Source organism: Planotetraspora mira, from assembly GCF_016863275.1.
GTDB classification, from domain to species: Bacteria; Actinomycetota; Actinomycetes; order Streptosporangiales; family Streptosporangiaceae; genus Planotetraspora; species Planotetraspora mira.
In genome coordinates, this window is the sequence record NZ_BOOO01000024.1 from 177,902 (window position 1) to 194,472 (window position 16,571).

Consider the following 16,571-nt stretch of genomic DNA (forward strand, 5'->3'; position numbering starts at 1 on the left):
GATTGCGATAGGTCCCCGCCTGCGGATGTCCCTAGCGTGGATGGCTGGGTGCGCCGTCTCGAAGGCCGCCCCACCGACGACTCCCGATCAGAGACATTCGGCGGGATGCGTATCGCGTGGGTTCTCGTCTTTTTTCGGAAGGTTGTCATGAACGCTCGATCATTCCGTTTCGGGGTCAGTCTCCTTAACGTCGGTTCTTCCCGATCGGCCTGGCGCGCGCGGGTCCAGGAGGTCGCAGATCTGGGCTACGACGTCATGCAGGTGCCCGACCACTTCGGCGCGGTGGCGCCGTTCCCGGCGCTGGTGGCCGCGGCCGACGTGCCCGGCATTCGGCTGGGGACGTACGTGCTCAACGCCGGCGTGTTGAGCCCGGCCTATCTCGCCCGGGACGTGGCCGACACATATCGGCTCACGGACGGCCGGCTCGAGCTCGGTCTGGGCGCCGGCTACGTGCCGGAGGAGTTCGCTGCGGCGGGCCTGCCGTTCGGCACGCCGGGGTCGCGTCTGCGCAAGCTCGAAGAGGTCGTCACGGGGGTGCGTGAGTTGCTGGCGGCCGAGGCCGACTCGCCGCAGCCGCCGATCATGGTGGCCGGTGCGGGCGACCGCATTCTCGCGCTGGCGGCCCGCAGTGCCGACATCATCAGTTTCCCGATCACGGCCGGCTTCGGTGAGGGCACCCCGGAGCAGGCTCTGAGCGCCCGTGTCGAACGCGTCCGCGAGGCGGCCGGCGAGCGGATCGGCGACATCGAGCTGAACCTGTTCGTGGCCGGCGCCGGCAACCGGCTCGCCGACATCGATCTTTCGGTGATCACGGCGGCCACGGGAATGCCGCCTGAGCAACTGGCTGAGCTGCCGGGCGTCCTGGTGGGCTCGCCGCGCCAGATCGCCGACACCCTGCTGCGTTACCGCGAGGAGTTCGGCATCAGTTATGTCAGTGTCCTGGAGCCTCACATGAGGGTGTTCGCCGAGGTCATTCCGCTGCTGCGGTGACGCGTCGCCTGCCGCCTGGCCTGGTCTGGCCTGGCTTGAGCAGACCCGGCCTGGCCGTCGCTCCTCCGGGTGACGGCCAGGCCGTTCGGCTATGCGGCCTCGCCGGTGGCGGCCTTGAGCTCCTCGATCAGGCCGACCGCTTCCTCCACGTCGCCGGGCGCCGCGACGTTGGCGATGATCAGATGGTCCACGCCGGCGCCGTCGAGGCGGGTGATGTCCTCGGCGATCTGCCGCGGAGAGCCGCCGAGGAACGGCCGTCCCTCACCGAGCGGTTCCCTGACCAACGGCACGTTGGCGCGGGCGACCACGGTCAGCGCCGAGGGGTCGCGTCCCGCGTCGCGCGCGGCGTCGTGGAAGGCGGCAACGAGACCCTTCACGACCTCAGGCGACACGGCGATCGGATTCAGCCCGTCCGCGATCCGCCCGGCCCGCCGAACGCCGGCGGGCGTCATCGCTCCCAGCAGGACGGGGAGGCGCTCCTGGACCGGCTTGGGGTTCACCTCCGACGCCGCGATCCGGTAGAAACGCCCTTCGAACTCCACTGGGTCGGGACCCCAGCACGCGCGCATCGCCGCGACGACCTCGTCCATGCCCGCGCCCTTGCGCCGCATCGGCACGTTGGCCGTCTCGAACTCCTGCGGCATCCATCCCTGTCCCAGACCGGCGATCACACGTCCGCCGCTGAACTGGTCCAGGGTCGCGAACCGGCGGGCCAGCACCACCGGCGGGTGCAGCAGGGCGTCGACCACGCTGGTCCCCAGTTTGATCCGATTGGTCAGGGCGGCCACGTAGCTGAGCGTCTCCAGAGGCTCGAACGTCAGCCGGTAGGTCTCAGGGATCCGTGCCATCGAGCCGTCGGGCTGCGGCAGTTCCGCGTACGGGCGCAGGAGTCGTTCGTAGGTCCACAGTGAGTCGTAACCGATCCGCTCCGCCTCCTGCGCGACGCGGGCGATGTTGGCGGGCGTGGCGAGCCGCCCGGATGTCGGAAGCGCGATGCCGAGTTCCATGTGATTCCTCAGAGGTGGAAACGTAAAGGATCTCCAGGGTGCAGCTTGCTTGATCAGGTTAACCCGGACCGGCTGGGAAGATCGGCCCAGAGTTCACGCGTGGGGTGTCCTGATTGAACCTGACGATTACGTGTTAGAAAGCGCTGATTTCGCAGCTATTTTCACCGTTCGCGACATAGCGTCCGGCTAATGACCTGCGCGGGCTCGGGAACGCGTACGGCGAGCGGTGTCAGGAGGAGACGATGGCCACAGTGATCGGGCTGACCTGTTACCCGATCAAGGGCTGCCGCGGAACGTCCTCCCCGGACGCGGACATGACGCAGGCGGGTCTCGCGCACGACCGCGCGTTCATGGTGATCGACGAGGGCGGCGTGTTCCGCAGCCAGCGGCGGGACCCGCGGCTCGCGCTCGTCCGCCCGGAGATCGAGGCCGCCGGGGAGTGGCTCACCCTCCGCGCGGACGGCATGGACACCGTGCGTGTGGAGGTGGATCTGACCTCCACCCGGCGTGACGTGGAGCTCTTCGGCGTGCGATACACGGGAGTCGACCAGGGGGACGCGGCGGCGGAATGGCTGTCCGAGATGCTCGGCCGGCCGAGCCGGCTCGTCCGGGTGCCGCCCGAGCATGATCGCGTCACCGACGGGCTCACACCGGGCACCTGTGGATACGCCGACAGCGGCGCCGTGCTGGTCGCGACGGTGAGCTCGCTGGCCGCGTTGAACACCCGGATCGAGGCGCGGGGCGCCGAGCCGGTGCCGATGAGCCGCTTCCGGCCGAACATCGTGGTCGACGGCTGGGACGAGGCGCACACCGAGGACCGGATGCGCCGGTTCGAGGCCGGTGACGCCGAACTCGCCTACGCCAAGCTCGCCATCCGCTGCGCCGTCACCCTCGTCGATCAGGAGTCGGGCGGCAGGGCGGGCCCGGAGCCCCTCCGCACGCTAGCCGACTACCGTCGTGCGTCATCGGGCGTCGCCTTCGGGGCCAAGTTCTCGGTGCTGCGGCCGGGCAAGCTGTCCGTGGGCGACGAGGTGACCGTCACCGCATGGGGCGACTCCGCGTTGTGAGCGGCCGCCGCGGACATCGCTCCGATCCTGGAACTTCATTTCACGTTGGTTGTCCTGGGACTCCAGGCTCTTCACGATGGCGGTCATGAGTGACCCCGAGGCGCAGCAAGAGCACCACCACGGCCCTCTCCACGGCCTGTCCGAGTTGATCGGCGAGCATCACGACCGCGCCGTGCGCCGCCACGAGGAGGAGGCGCTCGCCGAGGCGGCGGAGCAGGCGGGCTTCGACCTCGAAACCGACATCGGGCATCCGACCGCACACCAGACGCCGGTCGGTTACGACGTGGAGACCGACATCGGCCTCGACAACGAGCCGCCGGAACTGCGTCGGTAAAGCTCCCTCACGACCGGCTCACGGGTGGCGCTCTCGCATGACCGGCCGTGCATGTCGTGGCGCGCGCGTCCAGCCGGGCAGGGGTTCGACCTCCCGTGACCACGAGGCCGGTAGGCGGTCGAGACCGACTCGAGCACCGAGGACTCCGCCGACGATCGCGCACGTGGTGTCGACGTCGCCGCCCGCCGAGGCCGTGGCCCAGAAGGCCTCCTCGTAGTCGTCGAGGTGCCAGGCCGCCGCCCACAGGGTGAAGGGGACGGTGTCGTGGGCGGACACGTTGCGCCCGTTGCCCAGCGTGTGGGCGGCGAGAAGGGGGTCGCGGATGGTCAGCAGCGCCCGTGCCTCGGCGATGCCGTCGCGGACCATGCTCGGCGGCGTGTGGTCGAGAATCCGGTCCAGGAAGCGGCCGGGGGACAGGTCGGCCCGGGTGGCCGCGACCGCGGCGGCGACGGCCACCGCCACGGCCGCGGCGACCGCTTCCGGGTGGGCATGGGTGACGGTGGCGGACAGTTCCGCCTGCCGTACGGCGTCGGCGAGGTCGCCGGCGAACCAGGCGCCGAGCGGTGCGACGCGCATGGCGGCGCCGTTGCCCCAGGAACCCCTGCCGTCGAACAGCCCGGTGGACAGCGCGCGCCAGTCGCCGCCTTCACGGACGAGACGCAGCATCCGACCGGTGGCCGGGCCGTACCCGCGGTCGAAGTCGTGATGTGCGGCGAAGCCGGCCGCGAGCGCGTCCTGGTCGACCGTGCCGTGGTCGGCCAGGACGCGGTAGACCGAGCAGGCCATCTCGGTGTCGTCGGTCCACTGCCACGGTCCTGGCGGCGGAGTGTGATCGGTGAGGTGGGGGCGGTTGGCGGGAACGAAGAACTGGGATCCGAGCGCGTCACCCAGAGCCAGGCCGTACAGCGAGGCGGTCGCGCGCGTCAGGGAATCTGCTGACATTTCCGCTCATTGTGGCACTCGATCGCGGCGATCTCATGTCACATACCGGCTCACCCGATGGCTGTCTCCGGCACGGCGACGTCCCAGGCTTCCTGGCGAATTTCAATGTCGGGGGAGGCGCGCAACTCGCCGAGGAGCTCCCGCCATTCGGCCGCCCAATCGGTATGGGCGCCACCGACCCTGGTGAGCGCGACGGCGAGCAGATTCGCGGCCAGGTGGCCCTGGTCGACCAGTCGCCGGACGCTGGAAAGGAGCGTTCTGGGCTCGACCGGTTTCTCGTACCTGCGTTGGGAGGACAGTTCTTTCGCCGTGGCCGCCGCGAGGACCGGCCGGTCGCGAAGCATCTCCGCCAGATCGCACAGGCCGTCGGCGAGGGCCGAGGGGTCGACGGCCGCGTGGGTGCCGACGGGTGCGGGAAGTGCCGTTTTGACGATCAGGACCGCCTCGGGCAGCAGAAGCGGCTCCGCGGCGAGAACGTCCACGGCGTCGTGGCTGAGCCCGCGCTGCCACGGCTCGATGGCGGATTCCCCGGAGTGCATGCCCGCCAGATGCTGAGCGATCTTTGTCACGCGGTCCCTGGCCGGCGTGGCCATGGAGGTGGTCCGGCCTTCGAGGGGGACGGCGGCCGCCAAGCGCGACAGGACGTCTAGCGTTTCGGATCGGATCGTCCCGGTGCGGAGCAGGGCGAGGAACACCAACGTCGCCGTCTCACCGTCGGCGGCCTCCGGATCGCCCGTAGCCGTGACGATCTCCTGGTACCCGCCCTGATACCACGTGGCCCACGCGGCGAACGCCTTGGCGCCGCGGAAGCGCACCCCGGGAGAGTCGGCCGCCGCGAGGAGCCGGCGGATCAGATCGGCGTACGCCACCCGGGCTGCCGGGGCGAACTCCACGGGACGAGCCTGGAAGAGCGTGCGGAGCATCAGTTCGCCGGCGTACCGGTCGGCCGCCGCCCCGAGCGCGTCCAGAGCTCGTGGATCCTCGGGCATCCGGCGCAGCGCCCCCGCAACGGCCACGCGCACATCGCGGTGCAGGCCGGGATCCTCCCACGTGCGCAACAGCAGATCCAAGGCTCCCGGCGGCCGGTTGCGTTCCAGTTGCCGGACGACCTGTTTGCGCAGGGAAACTTTCCCGCCGGAATCGGTGAGCGCCCGTTCGAGGGCGGGGCCGAGCAGCGACGGCGGAACCATGCGGCAACAACGTGCCAGGGAGGCCACGATTACCGGGGACGAGCGTTCACGGGCGTGGCCCAGCAGCACGGACAGTGCGCGCGAGGGGTCGTCGGCGCCGGCCATGGACTCCAGGGCGGCTTCGGCCGGCACGGTGTCCTCGTGGTCCGCCAATGCCACGAGCCGGTCCAGGCTGCCGCCGATCCGGCCCATCGCCTGGATGGCGGTCACGCGGGCTGCGGCAGGGGTCCGGTCGTCGTCGGCGATGGAGGTGAGCCACGTCCGCAGGAGACCACGCTGGGCGGGCGTCCACCGGCCGGCCATGCCTGTGCGGACGGGCGGCACCCACGGGGACGTCGCGAAGCGGCTCTCCAGCACCATGTCCAGCGAGTGAATCAGGTCGGTGCGACGCTCGGCGACCATGCGCCACACGGTCGGCAGCACCACAGCGGAAGGCTCCTCGCGGAGAAGATCGAGGACACGTTCTTCCCTGCCGGCAGGGAAGGCCAGCCACAACTCCGCGGCCTCACGGGCAATCGGTTCAGGAGCGCCGCGCACCGCCGCACGCAGATCGTCCTGGAGCTCGCCCAGCGCCCACGAGCGCCTACCGAGCACGCGGGCGAGCGCGACGGCGACGCCGAACTCCCCGCGGTCACGGGCGGAGCGAAGACACGGGCGCAACACCGCGAACAGGTCGTGCTCCTGGCCGCGCCGCAATACCAGGTCCAGCCGGTGTCGCTCCTTCTGCGGGCGCACCTGCCGTCTACGGCCGCGGCCCGGTCTGGTGGGCGGGGTTCTCGGCTCTGGATCAGGTGAGCCCAGTCCGGCCGCACCATGCCGGACCACCAGCTTCTCGTATACGCCCAGAGCCCACGCGGCCAACGCGGGGGACGTCCCAGGATCGTGGTGACGCAGGACCCGGCCTGCCAGCCGCCGGAGCGCGGCCTGGGTGGCGGCTGAGGAATCCCGCGCCGCGGCCGCGTGGGTCGCCAGCGTCTCCAGCGGCTCCGCGCAGGTGTCGTCCAGTAGACGTGGCGCGATGCCGTACAGGGCAATCAGCAGGGCGTGGCGGAGGGGATCCTGCTCGTTGGCGGTCCGCCGGGCCAGGTCGGCGAGGAGAGCGGCGAACAACGCGCGGTCCCCGGTGCGTGCGGCGCACTCCAGGAGCAGCGTCCTGGCGAGCCCCCGCCGCCGTGGATCACCGGTGAACGCCGCCCTTCTCAGAGCCTCCGACGCCTCCTCGTAGGGAAGGTACGACGTCAGCTTCAGCGGAAGCTCGGGATCGTCCAGGCGTGACCGGGCCGAGTGCCACACGGAGGCATGCCACTGGAGCATCCGGCGGGCCTCGAGGGCGGCGCGTTCGGGAGGGAGCACACCTAGCAGGTGCATGGCCCACAGGCCGGTGGAGCCGCCTCTCCGCCGCACGATCGCGTCGAAGACGGGCCCGCGCCGGCCAGGAGGCAGCGACCGCAGGAAGGCGTCAAGCCTGTACGAGTCGGGTGCGAGCGTGAGGATCTCCGACTCGGGGCGCGCGCGCATGCGGCGGACCAGCCACAGCGCGGCACCGGTCCACCCCCACGAGGTGTCGTGAGAGATCATTCTTGCGATACGTGCCGAGTCCGTTCTGAACAGTGCGTTGAGAACAGGCGGCGACAGGCGGGCAGCCTGGTGCCGCAACTCGTGCTCTTCGAGGAGGGCCAACATCCGCGACGGCTCGGCGAGCGCAGCGAGTTCGACTCCGGCACCGCATCGGCGCCACCATTCCCACGCGGGGGTTCCAGTGGACAGTTCCTGGTGGGCGACCTCCAGTACGGCGCCGGGGTGCCGCTTGCCGAGGGCGGTCCAGGAGGTCACCGCGTGTGCCAGACCGGGCAGCCATCGTGTGACGGTGCGAGCGCCGCAGGCCGGAAGCAGCACGGCGGCCTCATGGTCTCCCCATCGGGCGTGGACGTCGGGTAGCAGGGCCTCCGCCAGTGCCTCACGTCGCCCATGCAGGAGCGTCCGGTAAAGCGCCAGGCGCAGATCGAGCGGGGCGTCATCAAGAGCCGCGGCGGCTGCTTCGTCCGGGACGGGAAGAGTCCGCACGCCCCGCAGGGCCGCGCGGCGCAGATCCATGTCGGGCCCGGCCAGCACGTCTTCGATGAAGCCGATCTCTCTTCCCGCCATGGCCATGTGCAGTGCGGTTCGCGTCCCATATTCGCCCTCGGCGCACAGGTCATCGAGGAGAACGCGCAGGTAGGAGGTACCTGCCAGGCGCCGGGCATGCAGAGCCAGCTCGCGCATGCGGAGCGGATAGGGCAATGGATCGACGCGGGCCAGCAACTCGGCCGCGGAGATGATGACATCGTTCACCGGCTCGTGGGCCGGCTCGGTGGGCCTCAACGGCCTGGGCGGAGAACGCCCTTTCCATCAGTCATGGCGACGATGGTGGCTGATCGCCCGCCTCTCCGCAAGCCGGGCGTCGGTGTTCGGGGTCCGCGACTTTGCCCTCGACGGCTCGATCGTCTCTTCTGACAGCGGTTTCTCCCGCGTGATCAGAGTCAGGGCCGGCGACACGACCATGATCCATCTCGCCGGAGTGCGCTCACTGGTGGCCGAGACGGGAGACGATCCCGCAGCGGCCGCCGTACCGATCGAATGGTTGCGCACGGCGGCCAGGCTGGTTTCCAGGGCGCAGTGAACGGCCACGCCGGGCCGTACGGACGTCGTGCTAGCGTCGCCGCTCGTGGCGGAGAACGTGGTGGCGGATGACGCGGCGTTGACGAACGTGTACGTGGGCCGCGCGGACGTGGACGCGGCGGGTGATCGCGGCTGGCTGCTGGGGCACTTCAAGCCGCTTGGCGATGTGCGGCACAGCGAGGACGTCGAGATCAAGTGGGGCGTGCACCCGCGTGGGGACGAGCGCGCTCAGTGGGTGACCGGCGAGCACCGTACGGCGCTGCTGATACTGATCAGCGGCCGGTTCCGGGTGGAGTTGCCGGGACGCAGCGTGGTGCTCGCCGAGCAGGGCGACTACATCGTCTGGGGTCATGGCGTCGATCACTCGTGGCACGCGGAAGAGGAGTCGGTGGTGCTCACCGTTCGCTGGCCGTCCGTCGCGGGTTACGCGGCGCCGGCGCCCGACGCCGGGGGAGGTCAGCCGGCCCCGGGAGGGCACGCCGCAGGGTGACCGGCCGGGAACGGAGCCGGCCCGCCTTCTCGGGAAGACGGGCCGGACGCATGTCAGCCGCAGTGGACCTGGTAGCCGTGACCGGCGAAGCGCTCGCCGCCGTAGTCGAAGTAACCGCCCACGTCGACGCACTCACCCCGGGCCGGGATGTAGATCGGGCCCGCCCATTGGTGGTAGTTCGCGTCGAGGCCGTCGTCGACGAACCCGGGGTAGGAGTACGTCGACAGCTGTACGTCGAGATGGTTGACCAGCCCCGACCAGGAGGCGATCGGCTTGGCGATGGCGCAGTTCTTGCCCGTCGAGCTGTTGTAGTACAGCGAGACGTAGCCTCCGGTGCGGCTGGTGTTCAGTCCCTTGATCGGATAGGAGTCCAGGAACGCGTACCCGGATCCGCAGCTCGCCGAAGCGGCGGAGGCGGGCGCGCTGATCAGCGCGGGAGTCATGGCCAGGGCGAGCACCGCGGCGGCCCCGGTGACGGCGCGACGAGCAGACATCCTCATGGCAGGCATCCTCACGGCAGGCTTTTTCAGGGCGGGGATCGTGCGGCTCAGCAACGGACGCTCGTCCGGCCGAGGGGCTCACCGGTCTCGGGGAGCGGCCCGTAGCCGATCCAGCCGACGGCCACGGTGCAGTCCGACAGGGTGGCGGCACCCGACGACCACAGCTCGGTGAACTTGCCGCTGTTGCAGCGCACATCCTGGACGTGGTTGCCGGCGCCGGCCGCCGTCGTCGTCGCGATCGTGGTGCAGGCGTGCCACGAGCTGTGGCTGCTGCGGTAGCCCTCCCAGACGTACAGGTAGGCCCAGTTCTTGTTGCAGCCCTTGAACTGCTTGACCGAGGCGAACGTCTGGCCGCCCGTGGTGACATAGGCGGTCGTGCCGATCTGGGTCACGCTCGAGCACGAGGGGTTGGTCTCGGCGTGCGCCGGCCCGCTCAGCCCCAACACCAGGGGCAGGGCGATGATCCCGGCCCCGGCGGCCTTCGCGAGTCTTCTCTCCACGTTGCGATCCCTTTCGATTGACAGCGCCACCTCACTGCGGCGGCGGCTGCCCGTCAGCGTGCCGAGGACCTCTGCACTCTCCCTGTACGGCCGGGCCTTACAAGCGAAGTCACAGGTCAGGGACCACTTGTACGTCGAAGAAGATGCCTCTGAGCTGCGGCAGGTAAGGGATGCCGCGATCGTCGACCATCTTCCAGAAGACCTTGCAGTGGACGCGCACGTCGGGAGCCACCACCGGGACCCGGACGAGCACGGACTGGCCGGGCTGGGTGTCCGGGATCCGCACGCGACGTGGCGAGTGGCACACGTCGGGCCCGTCCCACGGCAGTTGCCTGTCCAGATAGCGGTCGTGCCAGAACACGCTGCCGCTGTTGGTGAGCTGCCACACCTTCTCGAACCGCGCGCCCTCCCGCACCTTCGTCCCGTCCGGATAGGTGACGTCCGCGTCCAGCCGGGAGTCGTCGCCCGGGATCGGCCGCAGATCATCGGGCATGACCACGACGGGGGGCTCGGACAGCCGGGTCACCACCGCGCCGCACACTCCCGCGGTGACGGCGAGCCCGGCGGCCGCCAGGACCAGCATTCTGCGCGAACGGCCGTGGACCTTCGCTGGGCCGGCCTCGTCGGGGGACTCGGCCGGCTCGTGCAGTGGAGTGGGTGGGGTGTCGGCCGGTTCCGCGGCGTCCTGCGGGGCGTCCGCCGGCGCGGGCACTTCGGCGAGGATCTCCCGGTGGAGGCGGCGCAGGTCGGAGTGGGGGTCGGTGCCGAGTTCGTCGGCGAGGATGGTTCGCAGGTCGTCGTAGACGGTCAGGGCCTCGGCCGGCCTGCCCGACAGGTGCAGTGCGCGCATCAGGCGATGCTGGAGCGGTTCGCGCAGGGGGTTGCGTGCGGCCTGCTCGGCCAGATCGGCCACCAGCGATGCGGGCGGCGCCCCCGCGGCGAGGCAGAGGTCCGCGTAGGCCTCGACGGCGCTCAGGCGTAACTCCTCAGAACGCGCCACCTGTAAACGCACGCAGGGGGTGGACGGCACGTCGGAGAAGGGCGACCCACGCCACAGGGCCAGCGCTTGCGCCAGTGTCGTGCTCGCGAGCGCGGGCTGGTCCTCCGCCCGGCATACCGCCTCCTCGAAGCAGGCCAGGTCGGTGGTCGACCGGTCGAGGTCCAGCGCGTACCCGCCTGATTGCGTCCGCAGGACACCGCCCCCGTCCCCCTGGCCGGTCAGCGACCGCAGCGTTGCCCGCAGCCGCGATGCCCGCACCTGTACGGCGTTCGCCGGGTCGGCGGGCAGGCGGTCCGGCCAGAGCGCGTCGGCGAGGTGGTCGGTGGAGACGAGCCGTCCGGGGTGGGCGAGCAGTTCGCCGAGGAACGCGCGATCCTTGGCGGCGGAAGGGGCGACGGTCCGCCCGTTGTGCGTGATTTCGAGAGGACCAAGCACACGAAATTCCACGCGCCGTAGTCTGACAGACGAGATCAACTGATGATCAACAGGATGCGGAGGGGCGCGATGGCCGCCCTTCGCGGCGCTCTCGCGGAGCGAGGCCTGAGCCTCCGCGATCGACGACGCCCGGTTGTTTCCGGCGGCGGTGACGGGGTAATCGCGCGTGAGAAAGCGGTGACGGGGTATTCGCGCGTGAGAAAGCGGTGACGGGGTATTCGCGCGCGAGAAATCCGGCTCGCCGTTTCCGCGCCCGAACATCGATCCGCCGGATGTATCCCATCAGTAGAGCCGGGGCAATTACGCGCTCTGCGCCGCCGTCGGGCGGGGAAACGCATCCTCACGTGCTGGAATGGAATGCCGGTTTCTTCTCCTCGGTATGAGTCAACCCATCTAGACGCGCTCTGTCATCGCTGCCAACGATGGAGGGACATCGCAATCGCCTCGCGCGAATGCGAATCGGAGAGGAGACGCTTATGCTCGGCAAGCGACTATCACTCCCGCTCGGCGCCGTACTCCTGGCAGGCCTGGCCTTCGGGCCCGGGCCGGCGGCCGTAGCGTCAACCGCGCAGCACACTCCGAAGACGGTGGTCAGCACCGCTCAGGATGTGGCGACGTCGACGAACACCCCGAACCTGGTGAAGACTCCTCCGGACCCTGACCGCCGCCGTCACCACCGCTACGACAGAGACCACCGCCACCACCGCTACCACCACCGTCACCACAGGTACGAGCGCGACCACCGGCACCAGCGGCACCACAGGTACGAGCACAACTTCCGGTGATCCGCTGATGTAGCGGACGGGCGCCGGCGTCGCCGATGCCCGACGGTTCGAAGGGCCCCGCATGGCGGAGTGATCCGCGATGCGGGGCCCTTTGACATCTCCCGTAGATCTTTTGTCCGCTTTGTGTTAAATCGGCGGCTGGACGCTTACAGTTCCTGAATGCGCTTTGTCCCCTTTGTGGTGATTCTTGCCGCCCTGATGACTGTCATCGCCTCGCCCGCGTGGGCCATCACCAACGGCTCGGCCGATGGAGCCGGCCACCCGGAGGTGGGCGCCCTGCTCGCGGGCAAGGCCCACGGCGACGGCACCTGGGCCGACTGCACCGGCACGCTCATCTCTCCGACCGTCTTCCTCACCGCCGCACACTGCGGGGAAAAGGGCCAGAAGACGGCACGGGTCACCTTCTCCAGCCACTACCGGCAGGGAGACCCGGTCTACACCGGCCGTTTCGTGGCCGACCCGCGGTTCGACGTCAAGGCCGACCCCTTCGACATGGCGGTCGTGATCTTCGACGCGCCCATCGCCGGAATCAAGCCCGCCACTTTGCCGGAGGCCGGCCTGCTCGATCGGCTCAAGTCCGGAGACGGGTTCGCGACCACGCGGTTCACCCCGGTCGGGTACGGCTCGCTGGCCCCGACCAAGGGCAAGCACGGAAGCCGGTTCACCTACACCGACACCCGCAACCTGGCGTCGATCTCCTTCAAGAAGCTCACCGGCAGGTGGCTCCAGTTGTCGCTGAAGTCGTCGGTCGACGGCAGCACGTGCTTCGGCGACTCGGGCGGCCCGAACTTCCTGGGCGGGGCGGCCTCCCATCTGCTCGTGGCCACGACGATCAGCGGAGACGACGACGCGTGCAAGTCGACCAACTTCGACTATCGCCTGGACACCGCGTCGGCCCGGGATTTCCTCGGAAAGTACGTCACGCTTCCCTGAATCAGGGCCTATTCCACCGACTGGGCGAAGAAATAGTCATCCGGCCAGTTGATCTACACTGAATTCCATGTCGACTCGCAATGGCATGACCGAAGCGGGGAACGTGAGGGCGATAGGAAATACCGCCCTCACGGCCTCATTGGCACTTCTTCCGCTGAATGCCCTCGCTTCCGAGACATGGTCGGTTCTGGCCTGCGTCATCTTCGCGATCATCGGCGTGGGCCTGCGGATCGAGGCGGCCGTCCGGTCCCTCGCGGTCGGTCGCGACACCGGGGTCCTGGAGACCGCGTCGCGGGAGTAGCCTCGCCGTTCATCGCCTAAAGTCGGGCGGGTGGCCCCGACACCTTCCCGGCTGGCCTGGCTGGACGCCCTACGTGGACCCGCCGCGCTGGCCGTCGCGTTGCACCATTCGGCCTGGACCTTCGCACCCGGCATCTGGGCTCACGTGGACGGCCGGATCGACGTGGGCACCTGGGGCGTCTTCGTCTTCTTCCTGGTCAGCGGCTACATCATCCCCGCATCCCTGGAGCGGCGCGGTGACCTGCGGGCCTTCTGGATCGGCAGGGTCTTCCGCCTCCTCCCGCTGTTGCTCACCGCGGTGTGCCTGGCGTTCCTCCTCGCGTACCTGGGTTTGTTCACCCTTCGCTCCGGCCTGAGCACGCGGCCGTTGCCGCTGGTCGCGCTGGGCAACCTGACGATGCTGCAGGAACTGCTCGGCGTGACCCCCGTCATCGACGTGATGTGGACGCTCTCCTACGAGATGGCGTTCTACCTGCTGACGGTCGGGCTGTTCACCGTGCGGCAGTCCCATCGTTCGGCCCCGATCGCGATCGGCCTGGCGCTGCTGGCCGTACCACTCGGATTCCTGCTTCCCGGCCCGACCATCAGCGGCCGTGCCGACCTGGTCGCCGCGGTCTTCGGCGTCGCGGCCGTCGCGGCCGTCATCGTGTCGGTGCTGTCGGGCGGCAGGACGCGTACGGTCGCCGCGGTGGCGGGCGGCCTCCTCGGCCTGGCACTGGTGATCTTCGGTAGCCGGATCGGGGCGGGGCAGGGCCTGATCATCCTGGGCATGATGTTCGCCGGCACGGCCGTGTACCGGGCCGAGCAGGGCACGATCCGCCCCCGTACGGCCGTCGCCGCGGTGCTGACGGTCCTGGCCTGCGGAGTCTTCGCCAAGGACGACCCCGGCTGGGCGCCCGCGATCCTGCTGGCCGCCGGTTTCTTCGCGGCCGTGTTCGCGTTGCGGCACAGGCGCTTCCCGCGATGGCTCGCCCACGTCGGGGTGATGAGCTTCTCCCTGTATCTGCTGCACCCGCTTCTGCTGCGGGTGAGCCCGAACCTGCCGGTGTTCTTCCTCATCGTGGTGCCGCTCGGTTATCTGACCCACCGCTTCATCGAGGCCCCCGCCCAGCGCCTCGGCAGACGGCTGTCCCGGCCGCCCGCGCAGGAAGCGCCCCTCGATCGGGAAAGGCCGCACGCGGCGCTCACGCCGAAGGAGTGAGGTCCCCGTCCGGACTGCCCGGTGAGCCTCTGAGAGGGTGTGACCATGGTGAACGGTTCACCTCGAGGCGCGGGCCGGCACGGGGCTCGAGGACTTCTACGGCCGACTGGGCTGGAAGGAGATCGGCCGTTGGCCGGGGGCCCGGCGACGACCGCGACGAGATCCTGATGGCGCTCACCCTCTGAGCCGCCCGGGGTGATGAAGCGTGGCTCCCGTCGCTACATGAGCACCGCACACCCACGATGCCGGAGGGAGTCGATCCAGTCGGGCAGCCGGCACGGCTTCGTCCACCGCAGATCGAGTTTCTCCAGGGCGGGCAGGGATCCCAGGGCATCCGGCAGTTCGGTCAGACGCGCGGCACGCAGGTCGAGATGGGTCAGCCGCCTCAGCCGTCCGATCGACTCGGGGAGCCTTTCCAGCGGGTTGTCGCGAAGATCGAGATGGCGCAGCTCGCCCAGGTCGCCGATGGAGTCGGGCAGTGTGGTGAGCCGGTTGCCCTTCAGGTGCAGCTCCCGTAGTCGCGAGAGCCTGCCGAACGTGTCAGGCAGCGCGGTGAGCCGGTTGTTGTACAGGCGGAGCTCGCGCAGCGCCGCCATGGCGCCGATGGACGGCGGCAGCGAGCCGAGGCGGTTGTCGGTGAGGTTGAGGTAGTCGAGCCGGTTCAGCCGTCCCAGCGACGCGGGAACCTCGGTCAGGCCGTTGTCGCTGAGATAGAGGTAACCGGTGAGCCGCGGCAGGTCGCCGATCGCGTCCGGCACGCGTCCGAGCCGGTTGTGCCCGAGGTCCAGCATCGACAGCTCGGTGAGGCCGGCCACGGCGTCCGGGATCTCGGTGATCTCGTTTTCCGCGAGGTTGAGTGAGCGCAGGCCCGTGAGGTTCCAGATCGTGCCGGGTAGCGCGGTCAGTCTGTTGCGGCCGAGACTCAGGTTGCGGAGCGACGCCATGCGCCCGAGTTCCGGGGGGACCTCCGCCAGCCGGTTGCCGTAGAGCAGCAGGGTGCTCAGGCCCGGCAACTCCGCGATGGAGGCCGGTAGACGGGTCAGCGCGTTCCCGTCCAGGTCGATGTGGCGGAGCGTCGTCAGGGTGGCGATCGACTCGGGCAACTCGTGAACACCTGCGTCAGGTGCGATCAGGGCGACCACCGCACCGTCGGCGTGACGTAAGGCCGTGTCCGGCAGACCAGGGAGTTCGCCCACGGGAACGCAGCCTAGCCAACGCGGTTCCATGAAAGCCGGGAGGTTCTGTCACACCCGGATGCGAGCATCGGCGTCATGAGCGGAACGTTGAACGGAAAGATCGCGTTGGTCGCCGGGGCGACGCGCGGCGCCGGCCGTGCCGTCGCGGTGGCGCTGGGCGCCGAGGGGGCCACCGTCTATGTGACCGGGCGCAGCACCCGGGAGCAGCGTTCGGAGATCGATCGGGCGGAGACGATCGAGGAGACGGCGGAGATGGTCACCGCGGCCGGCGGCGAGGGAATCGCCGTGCGGGTCGACCATCTGGAGGCCGACCAGGTGAGGGCGCTGGTCGAGCGCGTCGACTCCGAGCAGGGCCGCCTCGACGTGCTGGTCAACGACATCTGGGGTGGCGAGTCGCTGTTCAGCTGGGATCAGAGGCTGTGGGAGCACTCGCTGGACAAGGGCCTGCGAATCCTCCGGCTGGCGATCGACACCCACATCATCACCAGCCACTACGCCCTGCCCTTGCTGATCAGGAACCCGGGCGGCCTGGTCGTCGAGATGACCGACGGCACCGCGCAGTACAACGCCGAGAACTACCGGATCTCGTTCTTCTACGACCTGGCCAAGACCTCGGTGAACCGCATGGCGTTCGCCCAGGCCAAGGAACTGGCCCCGCACGGCGGGACGGCCGTGTCGCTCACCCCGGGATGGATGCGCTCGGAGATGATGCTCGACATCTACGGCGTCACCGAGGCGAACTGGCGTGACGCGCTGGAGGTGCAACCGCACTTCGCCATCTCGGAGACCCCCACGTACGTCGGCCGCGCGGTGGCGGCGCTCGCCGCCGATCCCGAGGTCGCCCGCTGGAACGGGCAGTCCCTATCGAGCGGCGGGCTCGCCCAGGTCTACGGCTTCACCGATGTCGACGGCAGCCGGCCCGACGCCTGGCGGTACATGGTGGAAGTGCAGGACGCGGGCAGACCCGCCGACGTCGCCGGCTATCGCTGAGCCTGGCGAGGTCGTGCATCCAGGTGAGCCAGGGCCATGGGCGGAACTGTCGG

General features: G+C 69.7%; 17 protein-coding genes. 10 read left to right on the forward strand and 7 right to left on the reverse strand.

The window, feature by feature from the left end:
* Window positions 1–105: 105 nt before the first annotated feature.
* Entirely contained in the window at window positions 106–990 is an 885-nt protein-coding gene (locus Pmi06nite_RS23350) for a TIGR03621 family F420-dependent LLM class oxidoreductase (RefSeq protein ID WP_203955210.1), read from the forward strand.
* Between the two features lie 89 nt (window positions 991–1,079).
* Here the strand turns inward: Pmi06nite_RS23350 and Pmi06nite_RS23355 are convergent, their stop codons facing one another.
* On the reverse strand, window positions 1,080–1,997 hold the full coding sequence (locus Pmi06nite_RS23355; RefSeq protein ID WP_203955211.1) for a TIGR03619 family F420-dependent LLM class oxidoreductase: 918 nt from the start codon (window positions 1,995–1,997) through the stop codon (window positions 1,080–1,082).
* Between the two features lie 242 nt (window positions 1,998–2,239).
* Between Pmi06nite_RS23355 and Pmi06nite_RS23360 the strand changes: the two genes are divergently transcribed.
* Both Pmi06nite_RS23360 and Pmi06nite_RS23365 read left to right on the forward strand, forming a co-directional pair.
* Entirely contained in the window at window positions 2,240–3,064 is an 825-nt protein-coding gene (locus Pmi06nite_RS23360; protein WP_203955212.1) for an MOSC domain-containing protein, read from the forward strand.
* A gap of 85 nt (window positions 3,065–3,149) precedes the next feature.
* A complete protein-coding gene (locus Pmi06nite_RS23365; RefSeq protein ID WP_203955213.1) occupies window positions 3,150–3,398 on the forward strand; it encodes a hypothetical protein in 249 nt (82 codons plus the stop codon).
* A gap of 18 nt (window positions 3,399–3,416) precedes the next feature.
* On the opposite strand, the gene Pmi06nite_RS23370 is transcribed toward Pmi06nite_RS23365, so the two are convergent.
* Window positions 3,417–4,340 carry an ADP-ribosylglycohydrolase family protein gene (locus Pmi06nite_RS23370; RefSeq protein ID WP_203955214.1) on the reverse strand — a complete coding sequence of 308 codons (924 nt, stop codon included), beginning with the start codon at window positions 4,338–4,340 and terminating at the stop codon, window positions 3,417–3,419.
* Window positions 4,341–4,390: 50 nt separating this feature from the next.
* Entirely contained in the window at window positions 4,391–7,861 is a 3,471-nt protein-coding gene (locus Pmi06nite_RS23375; RefSeq protein WP_203955215.1) for a HEAT repeat domain-containing protein, read from the reverse strand.
* On the opposite strand from Pmi06nite_RS23375, the gene Pmi06nite_RS23380 reads away from it, so the two are divergent.
* Together Pmi06nite_RS23380 and Pmi06nite_RS23385 are read left to right on the forward strand one after the other, a co-directional pair.
* Window positions 7,845–8,189, forward strand: a complete 345-nt coding sequence (locus Pmi06nite_RS23380) for a hypothetical protein (protein ID WP_203955216.1) — start codon at window positions 7,845–7,847, stop codon at window positions 8,187–8,189. The two genes, Pmi06nite_RS23375 and Pmi06nite_RS23380, sit on opposite strands and share 17 nt — an antisense overlap.
* Before the next feature lie 45 nt (window positions 8,190–8,234).
* Window positions 8,235–8,678 carry a cupin domain-containing protein gene (locus Pmi06nite_RS23385; protein ID WP_239114144.1) on the forward strand — a complete coding sequence of 148 codons (444 nt, stop codon included), beginning with the start codon at window positions 8,235–8,237 and terminating at the stop codon, window positions 8,676–8,678.
* Between the two features lie 53 nt (window positions 8,679–8,731).
* On the opposite strand, the gene Pmi06nite_RS23390 is transcribed toward Pmi06nite_RS23385, so the two are convergent.
* The 3 genes from Pmi06nite_RS23390 to Pmi06nite_RS23400 all read right to left on the reverse strand — a co-directional run bounded on the left by Pmi06nite_RS23390 (window position 8,732) and on the right by Pmi06nite_RS23400 (window position 11,125).
* Window positions 8,732–9,178, reverse strand: coding sequence for a spore-associated protein A (locus tag Pmi06nite_RS23390; protein ID WP_203955217.1), 447 nt, complete (start codon window positions 9,176–9,178; stop codon window positions 8,732–8,734).
* A gap of 47 nt (window positions 9,179–9,225) precedes the next feature.
* A complete protein-coding gene (locus Pmi06nite_RS23395) occupies window positions 9,226–9,678 on the reverse strand; it encodes a hypothetical protein (protein WP_203955218.1) in 453 nt (150 codons plus the stop codon).
* 109 nt (window positions 9,679–9,787) lie between these two features.
* Window positions 9,788–11,125, reverse strand: a complete 1,338-nt coding sequence (locus Pmi06nite_RS23400; protein ID WP_203955219.1) for a BTAD domain-containing putative transcriptional regulator — start codon at window positions 11,123–11,125, stop codon at window positions 9,788–9,790.
* A 464-nt stretch (window positions 11,126–11,589) separates the two neighbouring features.
* On the opposite strand from Pmi06nite_RS23400, the gene Pmi06nite_RS23405 reads away from it, so the two are divergent.
* The 4 genes from Pmi06nite_RS23405 to Pmi06nite_RS23420 all read left to right on the forward strand — a co-directional run bounded on the left by Pmi06nite_RS23405 (window position 11,590) and on the right by Pmi06nite_RS23420 (window position 14,332).
* Window positions 11,590–11,898, forward strand: coding sequence for a hypothetical protein (locus Pmi06nite_RS23405; protein ID WP_203955220.1), 309 nt, complete (start codon window positions 11,590–11,592; stop codon window positions 11,896–11,898).
* 198 nt (window positions 11,899–12,096) lie between these two features.
* The gene (locus tag Pmi06nite_RS23410) at window positions 12,097–12,831 is read left to right on the forward strand and encodes a trypsin-like serine protease (RefSeq protein WP_203955221.1); all 735 of its coding nucleotides are present in this window, start codon (window positions 12,097–12,099) and stop codon (window positions 12,829–12,831) included.
* 67 nt (window positions 12,832–12,898) lie between these two features.
* Window positions 12,899–13,132: a hypothetical protein gene (locus Pmi06nite_RS23415; protein ID WP_203955222.1), complete on the forward strand. Its 234-nt coding sequence runs from the start codon at window positions 12,899–12,901 to the stop codon at window positions 13,130–13,132.
* A gap of 30 nt (window positions 13,133–13,162) precedes the next feature.
* The gene (locus Pmi06nite_RS23420) at window positions 13,163–14,332 is read left to right on the forward strand and encodes an acyltransferase family protein (RefSeq protein WP_203955223.1); all 1,170 of its coding nucleotides are present in this window, start codon (window positions 13,163–13,165) and stop codon (window positions 14,330–14,332) included.
* Between the two features lie 218 nt (window positions 14,333–14,550).
* Here Pmi06nite_RS23420 and Pmi06nite_RS23425 read toward each other — a convergent pair whose 3' ends face one another.
* Window positions 14,551–15,528, reverse strand: coding sequence for a leucine-rich repeat domain-containing protein (locus Pmi06nite_RS23425; protein WP_239114145.1), 978 nt, complete (start codon window positions 15,526–15,528; stop codon window positions 14,551–14,553).
* A 75-nt stretch (window positions 15,529–15,603) separates the two neighbouring features.
* Here Pmi06nite_RS23425 and Pmi06nite_RS23430 point away from each other — a divergent pair, with 75 nt between their 5' ends.
* Complete coding sequence (locus Pmi06nite_RS23430) at window positions 15,604–16,518, forward strand: SDR family oxidoreductase (protein WP_203955225.1); 915 nt, start codon at window positions 15,604–15,606, stop codon at window positions 16,516–16,518.
* Window positions 16,519–16,571 lie beyond the last annotated feature (53 nt).